This window comes from Actinophytocola glycyrrhizae (assembly GCF_042653545.1).
GTDB lineage: Bacteria > Actinomycetota > Actinomycetes > Mycobacteriales > Pseudonocardiaceae > Actinophytocola > Actinophytocola glycyrrhizae.
Genome location: NZ_JBHSIS010000024.1, coordinates 1 through 15,530 on the forward strand (window position 1 = coordinate 1; position 15,530 = coordinate 15,530).

Genomic DNA, 15,530 nt, shown 5'->3' on the forward strand with positions numbered 1-15,530 from the left:
ACCTCGCTCCGCTCAGCCAGGGCACTGCCCCACGCCCTGATCACCCCCGATTTTCGAGCCAGGGCACTCAGCGCCCTGAACGCGCCTTTCAGGGCACCAAACCACCCCGGTACTGGGCCAGCCACGCCTGCTGCAGTAGCGACATCGACGGGGCGTGCGGTGTGGGTGACAACCAGTTGTCGCGCAGGGCTTCCGGGTTCACCAGCGTCGTGTCCACGCCGGTGCCGTTCCACGTGCGGGCGAACTCCCTGGTGTGTCCGGTGAACACCGCGTTCGCGAACAGGGCCTTGGAGCGGCGTTCGAGTACCTCGCGGGGGAGGAGGTCGCCGAACAGGGCGCGCATGGTCGCGGCTCTGCCGGTCCAGCCAAGGAAGCCGCCCGTCGTCGCCACCGCGGCCACCAGCGCTGGCTCCGCGAAGGCCTGTACGTAGGCCACGTTCAGTTCGTCGCCCAAGGTGCGGACGGTGTCGTAGCCGATCCGTGCGCAGCGGCGGGTCGCGAACTGCCACGTGTTGTGACCCGCGTGCAGACTGAACGCGGCCAGGTCCGCCGCGTCCCTGCGGGCCAGTTCGGCTTCCACCTCCGGGCGCAGCCACGGTCTGCGGTAGCGGTCCCGCAGGTGCGAGCGGCGGCGCAGTGCCGCCGGTGCCAGGGCCTTGGGCACGTCCGCGTAGACCCTCGGGGAGACCCGTCCCCGGGACTTCAGCAGCTTCGTCAGCGGGGTCACGCGTTTCAACCCGAACGCCTCGTCGCCGCCTTCACCCGTCAGCAGCGTGCCGCCTCTGGCCAGGGTCATCATGCGCAGTGTCGGGGCGATGTTCGGCGGCCAGATCAGGCCGTGCCGTCTCAGCACCGGGGTGGCCACCGGGCCAAGCGGGTCGTGTTCGTCGTGGACGGTCACGGTGATGCGGTCCGGCACACCGAGGTGGTCCAGGACCACCTGTTGCCACTCGGACTCGTCCGTGTCCGTCGCGTCCGGGTAGGACAGTGTGATCGGGGTCGGCACAGGGAGCCCTTCGCGGCGTGCCAGTGCCACCGCGGCCGCCAGCAGCACCGACGAGTCGCGGCCACCCGAGAACGCCACCAGGCACGGGGATCGCTCCAGGTGGGGCAGCAGCAGCCGGTCCAGTACCTGCCGAGGGGAGCCCGCCAGGGGCATCGACAGTGGCATCGGTACCGGGTCGTAGCCGTTGACCCAGCCGCCCGCCACCTCCAGCGGGTCCATTGTGTACAGCGTCAAAAGGCTGCTCCCAGCCAGCGGGGGTGACGGGCCCGGGATGGGCGGACCCGTCACCGGCTGGATCACGAGTAGTCGTCGCGGTCGCCGAGGATCGGGAGGATCCAGGTCAGGTTGTCGCTGGACTGCCCGAACAGGTTTGCCTGGGTCAGGTCGGACAACGACCCCAGTGCGGTGATCTCCGGCGCTTCGTAGGGCTGGCGCATGCTTCTCACCTCCTCGTGGTGTGCCCCTTACGTCGCCGGTCCGCGGGAATCATTACGCACCGAAACCGTCTGAGCAGTAACGAAAGCGGTCCGTAATCAGACCTTGTGTACATGCGCCGGTTGGTGAGGACCCCACGACTGATCGTCGCCGCCGCGCGGGAGGTGCGGCGCGCCGATCGTGGTGGCACCGTGCTCGCCACCGTCTACCAGCTGCTGGGAGCCGTCGCGGCACTCGGCGTGGTGGCGGCGGGCAAGTCGACCTTCGACGCACTGCTCACCCCCGAACACGCCACTGTCGGGCTCACCCCGGCTCTGTTGCTGCTCGCGCTCGCGACCGCGGTGTCCGGTTCGGTCGGTCCACTCCAGACACAGCAGCACCGGATGCTCGGCGAGCGGGTGTCACAGCGCGTGTGGGACCGGTTGCTCGACACGACCGCCCGTGCCGACCTCGTCACGTACGAGTCGACCGGGTTCGCCACCGCGCTCGAACGGGTGCGGCAGCACGCGCTCACGCGGCCTTTCGCTGTCACCGCAGCGTTGCTGGGGCTCACCGGGAGCCTCCTCGGGGTGACCGCGATGTCGGTCGTGTTGCTGACCGTGGAGCCGTTGCTGCTGCCGCTCCTGCTCGCCGCCGGGGTGCCCGCGGTGCTGTTGGCGCGCTGGGCAAGCCGCACCGAGTTCGCGTTCGCGCAGCGGCTCACCGCGTTGTTCCGGCGGCGGCACTACCTCCAGGAGCTGTTGACGCAGCGGCCCTACGCGGCCGAGGTCCGCGCCTTCGACGCCACCGGGCCGCTGCGCGCCAGGCGCGACGTGCTCAACGCCGAGGTGAACGCGGCGCTGCGCAAGCAGGTCCGGCGCAGGCAGCTGATCGCGGCGCTCACCACGCTCGGGGTGGCGACCGCCCTGACCGGTGCGTTGCTGGCGATTGTCCAACTGGTACGGACAGGACGCATCGATCTCGCCGAGGCCGGTGCCGCCGCGATCGCCGTGCGGTTGCTGAGCGGTCAGCTCGGGACGTTGTTCGGGTCGATCGGCGGGCTGCTCGAGTCGGCGCCGTTCCTCGCCGACCTGGAGCGGTTCGTCGCGAGTGGACCACCCGCCGCACCGAGGGGCCACAGGCACGACCTCACCGACCGGGTGTCCGTACGTGGTGCGCGGTTCAGCTACCCGGGGCAGGAGCGGCCCGCGGTCGACGGGGTGGACCTGGAGATCCGCGCCGGTGAGGTGGTCGCGCTGGTCGGCGAGAACGGGTCCGGCAAGACGACGCTCGCCAAGATCGTCGCCGGGCTCTACGAGCCGGACGCCGGGGTCCGGCGCTGGGACGGCGCGGCGGTGCCCGCGCCGGACGTGCGTGCCTCGGTGACGGTCATCTTCCAGGACTTCGTGCGGTACCAGATGACCGTGCGGGACAACATCGTCATCAGCGGTGACGGCGCGGATCCCGAGGCCGCCGCGCGGGCCGCCGGGCTGGCGCCGACCGTGCGGGCGTTGCCGGACGGCATGGACACCATGCTGGGGCGTGACCTCGACGAGGGTGTCGACCTGTCGGGTGGGCAGTGGCAGCGGGTGGCGCTCGCGAGGGCGTTGCACCGGGACACGCCGCTGATCGTGCTCGACGAGCCCGCAGCCGCGCTGGATCCCCGCGCCGAGCACGAGCTGTTCACGAACGTGCGGGCCACGCTGGGCGGCCGGGCGGCTTTGCTGATCTCGCACCGGTTCTCCAGCACCCGCATGGCGGACCGGATCTACGTCATGGACGCGGGCCGGGTCGTGGAGTGCGGCACCCACGACGAGCTGATGGCCGCGGCAGGCCAGTACGCGGAGCTGTACCGGTTGCAGTCGGCGGCCTACCGCTGAACATGGTCTGACCACTGACGTCGTCTCACGCGACAAAGGCCCGTAACTCGAACGGGCGATTTCGCCCACAAGGCTCAAGAAGATGGGCTGTGTGGCCGACGTCTGACATGCGTTGCACACCAACCCGGCGAATTGGCCACTAATTGTCCATAACACCAGCCCCGGGAGGGAGAACAATTGAACCGTCCCGTCGACTAACCGCTCGAAGCCCAGCAAAGGTAGGCGGTCATGGGGAACCAGTTGCCGACTCAGCTGCTGAAATCCGCCGCGGACACCATTGACCGGTACGGCCTGCTCGACCGGTCCCGCCCGGTCGTCGTCGCGCTGTCCGGAGGCAAGGACTCCTTACTGCTGTGCCTGACCTTGCGCGAGCTGGGAACAGCCCTCCGCGCGGTGACGATCGACATGGGTTACGAACAGGGCTGGGCAGACCGAATCCGGCGCCGGGCTCACGCGGTCGGCATCCGTCCCGAAGTCGTCAACGCCCGCGAGGCGAGAGCTCAGGCACTCGGGTCCGGCGCGGCGACAGTGCGCCGTGGGCTCACGGTGCTGGATTCCCTCGGCACCGGCAACAAGGCGACTGCCACACCGTGCACGTACTGCTACAGCGTCAAAGTGATGCTGCTCGACGCCGCGGCCGACAGGTTCGGCGCCGGCCAGGTCGCCTTCGCGCACCACATGACCGACGCGACGGCTTCTCTGCTCAAGGAGTCGTTGCTGCACATCGACCGGTTCGATCGCGGGCACACCAGGTACGAACGCGCGAACTTCGAGTCACTGGTGTCGGAACTGGTCGCCGCGGCGGCCGACTACGAGACCGAGCCGGACCACCTGTTGCTGCGGGCAATCGCTGCCCTTGTCTCGACCTCCAGGGTCGGCACCGACGAACCACCTCGACAACCACTGCGCTGGGACTTTCCGGACGGCACCGAGGTAGTCCGGCCATTCTTCGACATCGACGAGGACGCCATCGTGCGAGCTGTCGCACACAGCGACATCCAGCCGGAAGGTTCGGGTTGTGGTCATGGCCTCACGCTGTCGACACAAACGCCCCGCGAGATGGTGCACCAGCGTGTTCTCGCAGGCCGAGGCGACACGGCGTTCTTCGCCCATGCCACACGGCTGGTGCGGGACGGAATCGCCCGGGACGGATCGAGTATCACCAGATCGCGCCTGCTTCGCAGGCAGATGCTCGGCGATCAGTACAAACCCGCGATCGACGAGCTGGACAAACTCTGAACAAGGACGGAGACATCATGCGGACCATCACACTCTGCGGCAGTGGGAAGAAGCGAAAAGAGATCTTCGAGGCCGCGGAGCTGCTCCGTGACCAGGGAGCTCTGGTACTGGCACCCCCGTTGCACAAGATCGGCGAGCTGTTCGCCGGACAACCGGCCGAGTGCCACGAGTTGGCCTGGAAAGGCGCCACCTTCGCGCATCTGAACCGGATCGAGAAGGCGGACGTGGTCTTCATCGTCAACCCGGACGGTTATCTCGGTCCCAGCACGACGTTGGAACTCGGCTACGCGGTCGCCATGCGGAAACTCATCGTGGCCATGAAGCCTGACCAGGTGGAAACTGCGCGGACGGTGCTCCTCGACCTGGTACTGGACACCGACGACGTCTCGGACGCCTGCAAGAGGCTCGTCGGCCACATCGGGTCACTCGAGCACTGACGACGTGTCGGCCGACCAACGATGAGCTACCGCGATGTGGACACCGGCACCGACGTCGCGGCGATGTTCGCGACGGCATGGAACGCGGTCAACGACGATCGCGCGACGGCGGTGGACTTCTGGCCATGCTGCCGGGTGCTGGCCGACGCGAACCTGCTGGTCGCTCAGGAGACCAACCTCACCGCCGTGTCGATCGGCCCGTTCCGGTTCGCGGCATCCGGCGACAACCGGCCGATCATCGATTTCGTGGAGGTTCTCGTCCCGTCGTTGATCGCGAGCGCGGCAACCGGGCAGGCCGTGTCAGGTGCGGTGTCTGGCGTGCTCACCGCTGCGTGCGCGACCTTCGTCAAGCTGTGTCGTCAGGGCGTCTGCTTCGGCCGGAGCGAGACGGACCGGTTGCGCTGGGCGGTCCTGATGATGGTCCGAAACGCCAACATCCACGACGTCCGGCCATCGGAGGAAGCGGTCGTCAGGGAGTTCGCGGACCGTGCGACCGGTACGGCAGTGCCGGACGCGATCGGCTGGCTTCTGGGTACAGCCCGGGGGCGCCCGCCACTGCTGATCCGGCAGGATGACGGCGGACTGCTCGCCACGGTGTGACCGATGGTCGCCTCGAGCCTGGATGACGCGGTCCTGGTGGTCACCGATGGCGAGGGCCACGTGCTGGGCAGTTGCTTTCGTGCACCGATCCTGGACTCCGACCGGACAGGCACCTATCTCGTCACCACCGCGCACGGTCTCGCCGTCGACGCACGACGGGGGAACACGGTTCTCGTGGTGGACCGCGCGGGACGGTGCCACCAGGCTGATGTCGTCCTCTGTCCTACGTCCGCGCCGGACGTCGGGCTGCTCTATGTCGGGCGACACCTCGGAGAGCCGCTGGACTGCGTCAGCCCGGCCCCGAGCGGCGCGGTGGTCATCCGCGGCGCGATGTCCGGTTTGGACACGCGGATCGGCTCACTGCGTGGGTGGCACACCGGTCTGGAGAGTCTCACCGGCGAACAGATGATGGCCGTCACTATCCACGACCTTGGCTTCCTGGAACCATCCGCGTCGGCCGACCACGTCGGAAGCCTTGCCTACGCAGGCTTGCGTGGTATGTCGGGAGCACCGGTGTGCGACGCCGACACCCGCGAGGCGCATGCCTACGGGATGGTGGTGCGCCGCAACATCGGAGGTATCGCGAACCGGGTCTATGCGGTCCCCATCGACACCGTCCGCCGGTACCTCGCGCGAGCGGGTTACGCACTGCGCGTGACCCGTCGCCTCGACAACTCATCGCAACCGGAGAGTCTGCTGGTGGGGCGTCTGATGACGCGCCTGCTGGGCAGCCCCGGAGGCCTGCACGACCTGTGGGAGGTAGCCTCCGGACTGTTCTACTCCGGAGTCCCGGTAGACGCCACCTTTCTGGCGGCGATCCGGCAACCGGAGCAGTTCGGCCTCGACACCCTACGCGTCGCTGAACTGGAGTTCCTGTTGGCACGGCTGCTTTTCAAGCGCGGTGATCAACGCGACGGACTGGCGCTGCTCAGAAAGGCGCGCGCCCTGGCCGGGCGGAGCGCGACAGCGGACCATCGCGGCCTTGCCGCGTTGATCGACCTCCGGATGGCGCTCCACGTCGCACGGGAGCTCAGTCCAGCACGGCGTCGGTCTGTGCTGGAGCTGTGCGTCGGCACCTACGAACAGGCACCGGGGTACTCGGACGACGAGCAGGCATACGAGGTGGCGTCCGCGATCGGCAGCGAGGCGAGCCAGTTGGCCGCCGACACCGGCTTCGTTCGTGCGGATGCAGCCGCGCGCCGCCATTTCTCCACGCTGCTCACCAAGCACACCGGGTTGCTGACCGGCTATCCGCGGCTGTTGCGCGACAAGCAGGAGGTTGTGAACCTTGCGTTGTCCGCCGTCGACATCATGTGGGGCACCGACGACAGGGCCGAACGTGCCGAGAGGCTCACCGAACTCGCGGCACGTGGGAAGTTGGCCGCTATCCAACGCGGCAACAAGATCTTCTACACGCAGATGCTGCTGGCCGATGCGATCGCGGCGCAACTGAACGGCCGACCTCGTCGAGCTTACGCACTGACGTGCCTTGTCGGCGCGATAATGGCGTCGTCGGATCTGCGTCTGTCCCACGAAGGAGTACCGTCCTACCTCTCGTATCTCGACGAGAATGACCGGACCACGGCAAACCTGCTCAGAACCGCATACGCCGTAGATCTCCCGGACGCGCGATCGGTGCTGCTCGCCAGCGAACTGCCGCCGTCCGCGGACAGGTCAGCGCTGGACGCCGCACTCGCCTGGTGCCAGTCGATCGAGATCAACGCCAGGAACATCAGCGACATCTTCGAACTCGAAACCTTGATCCGTGACCTGTGAGCACAGCTGGGTGACAGCCGGCCACGATGGCGCGAACTTCGCGCGTCGGCTGGTTTCTCCGGCGGCGCTGCGGCACCATTGCGACGACGGTGCGCTGATCCGTGTTGCGCCACAGCAGCGAGGAGGCCGACTCGACGATGGGCAGCCCGACAGCGGACAACGTCGGCCAGGTGTATCTGGCAGGGCCCTTCACTTCCAAGACCGAGAACGCGGTCGGTGCCAACGCCACCATGGGCATGATCAGTGGCAACTCCGAGTGGCGTGGGGCATTACTGGCTGCCGAGCAGGCCCTGCGTGCCAAAGGCTGGTCCGTGTTCCTGCCCCATCGTGATGTCAGCGCATGGGGCGCCCGCCGGATAACGGCTGGTGACGTCGTGCGGGAATGCCTGTCCGCTGTGAAGGAAAGCAACCTGGTGATCGCCCTGCTGGAGGAGAGCTTCGGCACGCACGTGGAGGTCGGGATGGCCCTGGGAATGGGCATTCCCGTCGTAACAGTGCGATGCCAGGACCAGGCGCAGTCCTACTTCGGCGGAGGAATCGGTCCGGCCTCGCTTGCGGGCGAGCTGGTGGTTCCGACGATTCACAGGTTCGCCGAGGTCATGAGCGGCGCCGCATTCGATCGGGCGGTCGCCGCGGCACGGGACGGCGCGGCCTCGCTGCACGCGATGGCGGGCTGACAACACAGCATGGCCCCGCCACATCGCACAGGGACCTGGCTGTCACCGCTGATGTCCGAGGGGCAGCCAGATCGCCACGCACGGCCAGCCGACGCCGCAGGCGAGGCAGAGGCCTGAGCGTTCGCCGGGGCGGTGCCGCCGGAGGGCGATGACGAGGAGTTCGTACTGGGCAGCCGCTTCCAGGACGCCGGAGTCACTGCGCCGGTGCCTGCCCACGCTCGTCCATCTCCCCGAGGGCGGTCGCGCCGAGGCGCAGGAACGCACGCAGTGCGGTGGCGTCGAACGCGAACTCGAACGGGTCGCGGAGGCCGCCGAAGGCGAACTCGACGACGTCGCTGTCGATCACCCGGTGACGCATGGGGCAGTGGTCTCGAACGGTTACATACGAACTCACACTCAGGCCTGTCATGCAATCAGACGCTACGGTCCTTCTGGACCGAACGTACCTGATTGCCAGGGGGGACAGGATGAGCAGGAACGACCCGCGAGCCCGCGACCGCATAATCGGAGCAAAACTGCGGTCCATCCGCACGGACCGAGCCGAAATTTCACTCGAACGTGCTGCCGAGATGGCCGGGTGGGCGCCCAGTCGGCTCAGCCGAACCGAGCGGGGGCTCCGGCAGGTCACCACAGACGAGGTGGCGACGCTTCTCACCGCGTGGCGGATTCCCGTCAGAGAACGGGAAGAGATGCTGGCGGATATCCAGGCCGGGTCCTCGTCGGGTTGGTGGGATCGGTCGCTGCCGGGCGTTCCGAGCTACACGGGCGCGTTGGCGAGCTACGAAGCCGACGCCATGGAACTCGTGGACGTGTCCATCGCGGCGATCCCCGGGCTGTTGCACACCTACGAAACGGCGATGGCCATCATGCGGGCCGACGGCGTGCCGCAGGAAGACCTGGAGACCCGCTGGATGGTTCGCCTGCGGCGGCAGCAGATTCTCGGGAACCTCGAATACGCGGCCTACATCACCGAGTCCGCGATCCGGACGCCGTACGGCGGCCCCAAGGCTCTGAAGGATCAGCTGGAGCATCTGCTGGGGGCGCAGGACAGGGCCCTGGGAGTGCGGGTTATCCCGGCACACCAGACGGGGGTGTTGCTCCTGCATTCGTGGTTGTGGATGGCGTTCCCGAACACGAAACCCGTGGTGCACGTCGAGCTGGCTTCGGGAGCCTTCTTCCTCCACGACGACGATGTGGCTCTCTACACGAAGACGCTTGACCGGCTCGACAAGCTGGCCCTGTCCCGGGGTGACAGCCGTAAGCTGATCAGCGAGCTGATGAAGGAGTTGTGAGCATGTGGCGCAAGTCGAGCAAGAGCAACACCGGCGGCCAGTGTGTTGAGGTTCGGCACGATTTGGCCGCGTTACGGGACAGCAAGCAGCCTGGTGGGCCCCAGTTGGCCACGCCGGAGTTGGGGGCGCTGATCAAGCGGTTGAAGGGCGACACGTAACGCCTCCGCGACCACAGGGCTTCGGCAAAGCCGGGGGCTGGCGTTCGGTGGTCTTGTCCTCGCCGGACGGGCAGGTCTCGGGGGTGGCGGAGGGGCTTGTCGGCGGCGGTTTGGGCGGGTCGGGCTTGCGCCACCGTCGGGGTTGCGCAGGCAGGGCCCGCTTGGCGGGGTCGGGCGCGGAGCGCCTGGCTTCGGTGCTGTGAAAGGCGCGTTGACGGCGTTGGCGGTGCCGTGAAAGGCGCATTGACGGCGCTCAGTGCCGTGAATGGCCCATTCACGGCACTTGTTGTGCCGTGAACGCGCCTTTCACGGCACTGGCCGGGCCTGTGGGGGCCCGGACTGGCCTCGGTTGGCTACGCCTCTGTTAGGCGCGTTGGTCGAGTGGGTGAAGCGCGGCCAGTAGGTCCGCCAGCACGCCTTCTTCGAAGGGTGGGCCCCACGGGATGGTCGCCTCGAAGACCGGTACCCGCTCCACCAGGTCCCCCAGCCCCTGGAACGTCGCGGCCATCGACGCCGCGTCCCGCCAGCCGAGCACCCTCGGGTAGCGGCTCAGGCGCAGCAACGCCTCCGCCGCGCCCAGGCGGCGCAGTGCCACCGCCCTGACCTCCCGGCTCGGTCGGGGGATCACGCACGCCGCCAACGGCAGCGGGGCGTCGACCAGGGTTCTCGGGCGCAGGGCCAGGCGGCCGTCCGCCGTCTCGTAGGTGTCGCCGGTCGCCAGCTCTCTGGCGTTCTCGCGCAGGCGGTTCTCCGTGCCGCCCGGGTGGACCATGCCGTTGTCCACGCGCAGCAGGTCGTCCGACACCAGCGCACAGCCCAGGGCGCACAGGGCGGCGGCGAGCGTCGACTTGCCCATGCCGGACGAGCCCACGAACGCCACTGCCCCGTCGTCGACCCGCACCGCGCTGGCGTGCAGGACCAGGGCGTGGTGCAGCATCAGGTGCACGGCCAGCACCGCGCCCGAGATCAGGACCGGGAGCAGACCGTCGTCGGCGCCCGGGTGCAGGTGCACGGTGACGCGTTCCAGCTTGTCGTCGCCGTCGAAGTCGCACAGGCCCGGGTACCGCAACACGGTGCGGGGGCCGCGGGCGAGGGTGTAGAAGATCGAGTGGTCGGGGCGGGCCACCTCCGCCAGGCGTTCGCCGGGCGGTCGTTCGTGGGGGATCTCGCGGTCCGGGCCCCGGCGCAGGACCAGGTTCGGGGCGCCGGTGCCGGGCGGCAAGGGCAGGGGGACGTCGCTTCTTATGCCCAGGCCGTAGGCGTGGTACCTGTGGGTCATACCGTCCCCAGGGTCGCGTAGCGGGCCGACTCGGGGTCGAGGGTGCGGCCGTCGATCTCCAGCCACGAGTGGGCCACGAACTCGCCACTTTCGCCCCTGCGGACGCCGATGCGCAGGACCGGGCCCAGGTGGCGCAGGCGTCGCCCCAGCACCAGGCAGCGGCGCAGGCACGTGTTGCCGGGTGGCCAGTGCGCCACCGCGTACTGGCACGCGTGCACCGGGGTGCGGGTGTTGCGGGGCAGCACCGCGCGTTCGGTGGCCGGTGGGGCGGCACTGCTCAGGTCGCACGCGATGCCCAGTGTCCGGCAGACGCTGGGGAGGTCGGTCCGGCGCAGGCCCCGTTCGGTCCTGGCCAGCCAGTAGCACGCCACCACCAGTTCCAGCGCGAACCGCAGGTGGCGTTTCATGCCAGCAGTCGTGCCCGGCCGAGGCGGTCGACGAACGCCTCGACGTCGCGGCGAGCGGTGGGCTCGTCGACCTCGAACTCGGTGACGACCGTCGTGACCAGGTCGTCGAGGGTGCGTTCCTCTCCCAGCAGTTCGAAGACGCGGCTGCCGACGCCGGTGATCGCGAAGTACTGCGAGTTCGGCAGGTCCAGCACGATGGTCTCGCCGCCGATGGTGCGTGCGGAGATGTCCGTGGTGCGCAGTCGCATGTCGTGTTCCCTTCCCGCGCTCCACTGTGGCTTCGGGGAACCACCCGCCGCCGTTACCTCCGGAGAAACAATCGTGACCGCTTCGACGACTTCCCCGGTGTGCGGGTCGAATCGGAGACGCGTGTGGTGCCCGCGCGACTGGGGGCGCCGCTCGGTGTGACGGCGGTGCTGGCGGCCATCGGGCTGGTGGGCCTCGGTTTTCTGTACGCGGGGGAGTCCGTCGGTGCGGCCGTCGACGTCGGGATCCGGGACCACCTGCGGGAGGCCGGGTCGCCGTGGCGGCAGCTCGCGCTGGTCGTCGACTGGACCGCGGAACCCGTCGGCGCGGTGGTGGTGCTCGCCACACTCGTGATCGTGTTGCTGCGGGCCGGAAACCGGCGCGGCGTGGTGCTCGCGGTAGTGGCCCCCACCTTGGTCGTGGCCGTCACCACCGGCATGAAACCGTTGGTGGGACGGACGATCAACGACGGGTTCCTCGCGTTTCCCAGCGGCCACACGGCGTTCGTGACCGCGTGCGCGCTCGTCGCGATGCTGGTGGTGGCACGGGCCGGGCCGGTGGTGCTGGCGGTGGTGACCGTGGTGGTCGCGCTGGCGATGGCGTGGGCGCAGGTGCTGCTCAACGCGCACTACCCGACCGACACGCTCGGCGGGTTCCTCACCGCCCTCGCCGTCGTACCCGCGGTCGCGTTGACGATCGACCGGGTGCCGGGACGCTGAGGCACGCCCCCGGTTCCTTGTGCGAAGTCCACGCCTCACCAGCAGCCACCTCAGGGGAACGTGACGAAACTCAGCCACCATCCACCTCGATATCCGCACCGGCGCCGGAACGCGACCAACACTTCGAACTCCGGAGAGGCGGGCCAGGCTAGGACGGTCGTCCTGCCGGGCTTGCCCCTGCCGCGGCGGACGACCGTCCGGGGCAGGAACGTCTCTCCCCTGCGCGCGGCGGCGCACCGGCCGTGCCGCCGTCACCGAGTGCTCCCCACGACTGACCAATGGGGGTCGCCGTCGCCTGTGGAGCTGGGTGCTTCCGCTCGGTGCCACGCATGATGTTCCTACCGTGGTCCACGGTAGAGCGGATTCCGTCCCGTTAATGAGACACGTTCGTACCTCATAGCTCGTCGATCGTCACCAGGCCGTCCTGGAGGGCGCGCGCGACCAGCGCGGCCTTGGTCGGGGCGGCGCGGCCCGCGCTGGCGTACTTGGCCCGCACCCTGGTCAGATAGGTGTTCACGGTGTTGACCGTGATGTTCAGTGCGTCCGCCACCGACTTCTTCGACTCGCAGTGGAACCACTCGCGCAGGACGTTGACCTCCTGCTCGGACAGCTTCGGCCGGTTCGGGTTGGTGTCCGTGCCGAGCGCGCCGGCCAGCGCGGGCGGGGTGTACGGCTCGTGCCGGGCCGCCGCGTGGATGGCGGCGACGAGGTGGGACTCGCCCTCCGCCTTCGTGAGGTAGGTGAACGCGCCGATGTCGAGGCAGGTCAGCGCGGTCTCCTGGTCGTCACGCATCGTGCTCACCACGACCGTGCGGCCCGCGTCGACGAGACGCTTCAGCTCGCCGTAGGCCGGACCGGTCATGTCGAGCTGCAGGTCCAGCACCACCACGTCCGCTTCGGCGCCGGGGCCGACCCACGCCGTCGCCACCGTCGGGCCGGACGCCACCACCTGGATCGGCGGGTCGGCGAGCCCGCACCACGCCCGCACGCCCGCCACGACCACCGGGTGATCGTCGACCACCACCACGTCGATCATGTTCGCCGCCAGGTCGTCTTGATCCACAGCTTGCCCCCATTGTCCGTGGTGGACACCTTGATGGCCGGGTCGGCGGTCGTCGGCACCAGTTCGGCAGGCGCGTCCGCGACCACCGACACCGTGACCTCGTCGGCGGCGCCGATGACCGTCACGCGTGCGGTGCTGGCCGCCGTCGCCAGCGCGGCGACGGCCGGGTCGGTCAGCGCGCGGCGCACCGCCTTGGGCACCTGCGGTCGTTCGCCGCGCTCCGCGAACTGGACCGTGACGCCGTTGCGCTCGGCCAGCTCCACACACGCCCGCAGCTCGTGCGAGAGCTGGTCGGGCACGCTCGAGTCCTCCGCGAGCAGCCGCCGCACCCGCGCCGCCTCCACCGCGCACGCCCGCCGGAACACCGGTTCGCCGGGGTCGGCCTCGCCGGACGCGAGCGCGGCCAGCAGCGGGGCGGTCGAGTCGGCGAGGGCCGCGTAGCGTTCCGTGCGGTCGCGGTGGACCTGCTCGGCCACCGCCCGCTCGGTCCGCAGCCGCTCCTCCCGGTACGTGAGTGCCGCCGCGGTCACCGCGACCGGCCGCAGCACCACCGTGACCACCCCGACCGCCAACTGGTAGCTGAACACGACGACGGTCGCGATGACCGCCTCGGCGAACGTGATGGCCGCGTCGCCGCCGAGCGCGGTCTGCGTGAACGTCATCGCGTAGTGCGCGGCCAGCGCCACCGCGATCACGCCCACCCGGAAGTCGAGGAAGAGCAGCAGCAGCGTCCACGCCGCGTCGCCCTCCGACCAGTGCGCCATGCCCAGCCGCAGTTCCGGCGGGATGGACGCGGTGCACAGCGCCGACACCGCGAACACGACCGCCACCAGCGGCCAGCGCCACAGGCCGAGCGGGCGTTTCCGCCACAGGTGCCAGGCCACGACCAGCGTCACCGCGGTGAGCACCACCAGGGTCAGCACCTGCGTGGCCACCGACGGGTAGTGCTGCTTGTTGGCGACGAGCCTCGGCACGTCGAGACCGAACAGGATGATCAGGTTCATCACCACGACCGACCACCGCAGCGCGGTGCCGACCCCGGACTTGATCGTCTCGACGTCGCCGACGGTGTCCGTGGCGACCGAGAACGGACGGGTCAGCCGGACACTGGTTCCGTTGCCGGGGCTGCTGATCACCGCCGCGGAACCACCCACGCGGGTGAGGCGTTCCAGGATCGAGCGGGTAACCCCGTAGCGGTGGCCGTGCACGCGGGCCGGGTCGAAACCGGTGCCCTCGTCGGCGACCTCCACGTGGATCGTGTCGTCGGCGAGCCGCACCGACACGGTGGCCGCGTCGACCCCCGCGTGCCGGACCACGTTCGTCAACGCCTCGCGAACCCCGCCCGCGAGCGCGACCGCGTCGGCGGCTGGGACGGTGAGGAACGTCGGCACGTCCCACCGCACGGTCAGCGGCAGGTGGCGCGCGGCGTCCCGCAGGTGCGCGACCAGGTCGACCTCACCGGCCGGGGACGCGTGGTCACCGCTGATGGCCGCCAGGTCGCGGGCGGCCTGCGCGGACAGGTTGGCGTCCGGCCGGTCCGCCACCCCGGACCCGACCATGAGCAGCGTCGCCGACGCGGTGTCGTGCAACGCGGCGAGGTACTCACGTTCGTCGGCGCGCCGGGCCTCGGCGACGGCCGCGTCCCGCCGTGCCTGCTCGCTGCGGGCCACCGCCTGGTCCGCGTCGCGCGCCCCCTTGCGCACCAGCACGTACAGCGCCCGCGACAGACCGGCCTCGATCACCGTCCACAGCTGCAACGGCAACACGTCGAGCCAGCCGGGCGAGTCGGCGATGGCGGCACCCGCGAGGAACGCGGTCATGACCGTCAGGGTCGCGGCCGCGTGCGCGACGAGCGACAGCAGCCACGCGTAGGCGATGACGGTGATCCCGATGACCGCGATGACCCACGTGATGCCGAGCATCGAACCGGCGGGCACCGTCCACACCTGAGTCAGGCAGACCGCACACACCACGGCCACGTCCACCGGCACCAGCCAGCGCCCGCGGTTGGGGAAGCGGTGGGCGTAGTACACCGTCCACGCCACGAACCCGAACACCACGAACACGGTGACCAGCGGTTCCGGCGTGGTGTCGACCGTGATGGACACCAGCCCGGCGACCGCGGAGATCGCGCACCGCAGGTTGAGGGAGTACCGGGCACCGGCGCGCAGCAGTTCCCGCTCGGTGCTGCCCAGGTCCCCGCTCACGCGCCACCGCCCTGCCGGAGGGATGCGTCACCGGCATGTTACCCAGCGCGCTGACCCCGGAGCGCCCCGCAGGGCGGCGGGCCGGTGCCCTGAAAGGCGCGTTCAGGGCACCGGGCGTCCTGAACGCGCC

Annotated in this window: 17 protein-coding genes; 9 read left to right on the forward strand and 8 right to left on the reverse strand. The window is 69.5% G+C overall.

Annotation, left to right across the window (positions count from 1 at the left end; all coding sequences use genetic code 11):
- Positions 1-88: 88 nt before the first annotated feature.
- Positions 89-1,225, reverse strand: coding sequence for an asparagine synthase-related protein (locus ACFPCV_RS34690; protein ID WP_378061297.1), 1,137 nt, complete (start codon positions 1,223-1,225; stop codon positions 89-91).
- Positions 1,226-1,302: 77 nt separating this feature from the next.
- The gene (locus ACFPCV_RS34695; protein WP_378061299.1) at positions 1,303-1,443 is read right to left on the reverse strand and encodes a lasso RiPP family leader peptide-containing protein; all 141 of its coding nucleotides are present in this window, start codon (positions 1,441-1,443) and stop codon (positions 1,303-1,305) included.
- Between the two features lie 111 nt (positions 1,444-1,554).
- Between ACFPCV_RS34695 and ACFPCV_RS34700 the strand changes: the two genes are divergently transcribed.
- From ACFPCV_RS34700 to ACFPCV_RS34725, 6 genes are all read left to right on the forward strand, one after another.
- Entirely contained in the window at positions 1,555-3,300 is a 1,746-nt protein-coding gene (locus ACFPCV_RS34700) for an ABC transporter ATP-binding protein (RefSeq protein WP_378061301.1), read from the forward strand.
- 228 nt (positions 3,301-3,528) lie between these two features.
- Positions 3,529-4,539 carry a tRNA lysidine(34) synthetase gene (locus ACFPCV_RS34705; RefSeq protein ID WP_378061302.1) on the forward strand — a complete coding sequence of 337 codons (1,011 nt, stop codon included), beginning with the start codon at positions 3,529-3,531 and terminating at the stop codon, positions 4,537-4,539.
- A gap of 17 nt (positions 4,540-4,556) precedes the next feature.
- On the forward strand, positions 4,557-4,976 hold the full coding sequence (locus ACFPCV_RS34710; RefSeq protein ID WP_378061303.1) for a hypothetical protein: 420 nt from the start codon (positions 4,557-4,559) through the stop codon (positions 4,974-4,976).
- Positions 4,977-5,012: 36 nt separating this feature from the next.
- Positions 5,013-5,576, forward strand: a complete 564-nt coding sequence (locus ACFPCV_RS34715; RefSeq protein ID WP_378061304.1) for a hypothetical protein — start codon at positions 5,013-5,015, stop codon at positions 5,574-5,576.
- Positions 5,577-5,579: 3 nt separating this feature from the next.
- A complete protein-coding gene (locus tag ACFPCV_RS34720; RefSeq protein ID WP_378061305.1) occupies positions 5,580-7,352 on the forward strand; it encodes a hypothetical protein in 1,773 nt (590 codons plus the stop codon).
- 101 nt (positions 7,353-7,453) lie between these two features.
- Positions 7,454-8,029, forward strand: a complete 576-nt coding sequence (locus ACFPCV_RS34725; protein WP_378061307.1) for a nucleoside 2-deoxyribosyltransferase — start codon at positions 7,454-7,456, stop codon at positions 8,027-8,029.
- A gap of 193 nt (positions 8,030-8,222) precedes the next feature.
- Here ACFPCV_RS34725 and ACFPCV_RS34730 read toward each other — a convergent pair whose 3' ends face one another.
- A complete protein-coding gene (locus ACFPCV_RS34730) occupies positions 8,223-8,387 on the reverse strand; it encodes a hypothetical protein (RefSeq protein ID WP_378061308.1) in 165 nt (54 codons plus the stop codon).
- Between the two features lie 109 nt (positions 8,388-8,496).
- Here ACFPCV_RS34730 and ACFPCV_RS34735 point away from each other — a divergent pair, with 109 nt between their 5' ends.
- A complete protein-coding gene (locus tag ACFPCV_RS34735; RefSeq protein WP_378061309.1) occupies positions 8,497-9,321 on the forward strand; it encodes a helix-turn-helix domain-containing protein in 825 nt (274 codons plus the stop codon).
- Positions 9,322-9,323: 2 nt separating this feature from the next.
- The gene (locus tag ACFPCV_RS34740) at positions 9,324-9,479 is read left to right on the forward strand and encodes a DUF397 domain-containing protein (protein WP_378061311.1); all 156 of its coding nucleotides are present in this window, start codon (positions 9,324-9,326) and stop codon (positions 9,477-9,479) included.
- 364 nt (positions 9,480-9,843) lie between these two features.
- Here ACFPCV_RS34740 and ACFPCV_RS34745 read toward each other — a convergent pair whose 3' ends face one another.
- Genes ACFPCV_RS34745 through ACFPCV_RS34755 form a run of 3 tightly spaced genes read right to left on the reverse strand, consistent with a single transcriptional unit; the run spans position 9,844 to position 11,413 of the window.
- The gene (locus ACFPCV_RS34745) at positions 9,844-10,758 is read right to left on the reverse strand and encodes a hypothetical protein (protein WP_378061312.1); all 915 of its coding nucleotides are present in this window, start codon (positions 10,756-10,758) and stop codon (positions 9,844-9,846) included.
- Positions 10,755-11,165, reverse strand: coding sequence for a lasso peptide biosynthesis B2 protein (locus ACFPCV_RS34750; protein WP_378061314.1), 411 nt, complete (start codon positions 11,163-11,165; stop codon positions 10,755-10,757). The genes ACFPCV_RS34745 and ACFPCV_RS34750 overlap by 4 nt, the downstream gene beginning before the upstream one ends.
- Complete coding sequence (locus tag ACFPCV_RS34755) at positions 11,162-11,413, reverse strand: PqqD family protein (RefSeq protein ID WP_378061315.1); 252 nt, start codon at positions 11,411-11,413, stop codon at positions 11,162-11,164. The genes ACFPCV_RS34750 and ACFPCV_RS34755 overlap by 4 nt, the downstream gene beginning before the upstream one ends.
- Positions 11,414-11,539: 126 nt before the next feature.
- On the opposite strand from ACFPCV_RS34755, the gene ACFPCV_RS34760 reads away from it, so the two are divergent.
- On the forward strand, positions 11,540-12,130 hold the full coding sequence (locus ACFPCV_RS34760; protein ID WP_378061316.1) for a phosphatase PAP2 family protein: 591 nt from the start codon (positions 11,540-11,542) through the stop codon (positions 12,128-12,130).
- 394 nt (positions 12,131-12,524) lie between these two features.
- Here the strand turns inward: ACFPCV_RS34760 and ACFPCV_RS34765 are convergent, their stop codons facing one another.
- Together ACFPCV_RS34765 and ACFPCV_RS34770 are read right to left on the reverse strand one after the other, a co-directional pair.
- Complete coding sequence (locus ACFPCV_RS34765) at positions 12,525-13,193, reverse strand: response regulator (RefSeq protein WP_378061318.1); 669 nt, start codon at positions 13,191-13,193, stop codon at positions 12,525-12,527.
- The gene (locus ACFPCV_RS34770) at positions 13,163-15,400 is read right to left on the reverse strand and encodes an ATP-binding protein (protein WP_378061320.1); all 2,238 of its coding nucleotides are present in this window, start codon (positions 15,398-15,400) and stop codon (positions 13,163-13,165) included. Before ACFPCV_RS34770 ends, ACFPCV_RS34765 begins: the two co-directional genes overlap by 31 nt.
- Positions 15,401-15,530 lie beyond the last annotated feature (130 nt).

Coding starts and splice junctions, on each gene's coding strand:
- ACFPCV_RS34690 (WP_378061297.1), bottom strand. CDS start 1,225: ATGGACCCGCTGGAGGTGGCGGGCGGCTGGGTCAACGGCTACGACCCG.
- ACFPCV_RS34730 (WP_378061308.1), bottom strand. CDS start 8,387: ATGCGTCACCGGGTGATCGACAGCGACGTCGTCGAGTTCGCCTTCGGC.
- ACFPCV_RS34740 (WP_378061311.1), top strand. CDS start 9,324: ATGTGGCGCAAGTCGAGCAAGAGCAACACCGGCGGCCAGTGTGTTGAG.
- ACFPCV_RS34720 (WP_378061305.1), top strand. CDS start 5,580: ATGGTCGCCTCGAGCCTGGATGACGCGGTCCTGGTGGTCACCGATGGC.
- ACFPCV_RS34745 (WP_378061312.1), bottom strand. CDS start 10,758: ATGACCCACAGGTACCACGCCTACGGCCTGGGCATAAGAAGCGACGTC.
- ACFPCV_RS34710 (WP_378061303.1), top strand. CDS start 4,557: ATGCGGACCATCACACTCTGCGGCAGTGGGAAGAAGCGAAAAGAGATC.
- ACFPCV_RS34695 (WP_378061299.1), bottom strand. CDS start 1,443: ATGCGCCAGCCCTACGAAGCGCCGGAGATCACCGCACTGGGGTCGTTG.
- ACFPCV_RS34705 (WP_378061302.1), top strand. CDS start 3,529: ATGGGGAACCAGTTGCCGACTCAGCTGCTGAAATCCGCCGCGGACACC.
- ACFPCV_RS34700 (WP_378061301.1), top strand. CDS start 1,555: ATGCGCCGGTTGGTGAGGACCCCACGACTGATCGTCGCCGCCGCGCGG.
- ACFPCV_RS34735 (WP_378061309.1), top strand. CDS start 8,497: ATGAGCAGGAACGACCCGCGAGCCCGCGACCGCATAATCGGAGCAAAA.
- ACFPCV_RS34750 (WP_378061314.1), bottom strand. CDS start 11,165: ATGAAACGCCACCTGCGGTTCGCGCTGGAACTGGTGGTGGCGTGCTAC.
- ACFPCV_RS34755 (WP_378061315.1), bottom strand. CDS start 11,413: ATGCGACTGCGCACCACGGACATCTCCGCACGCACCATCGGCGGCGAG.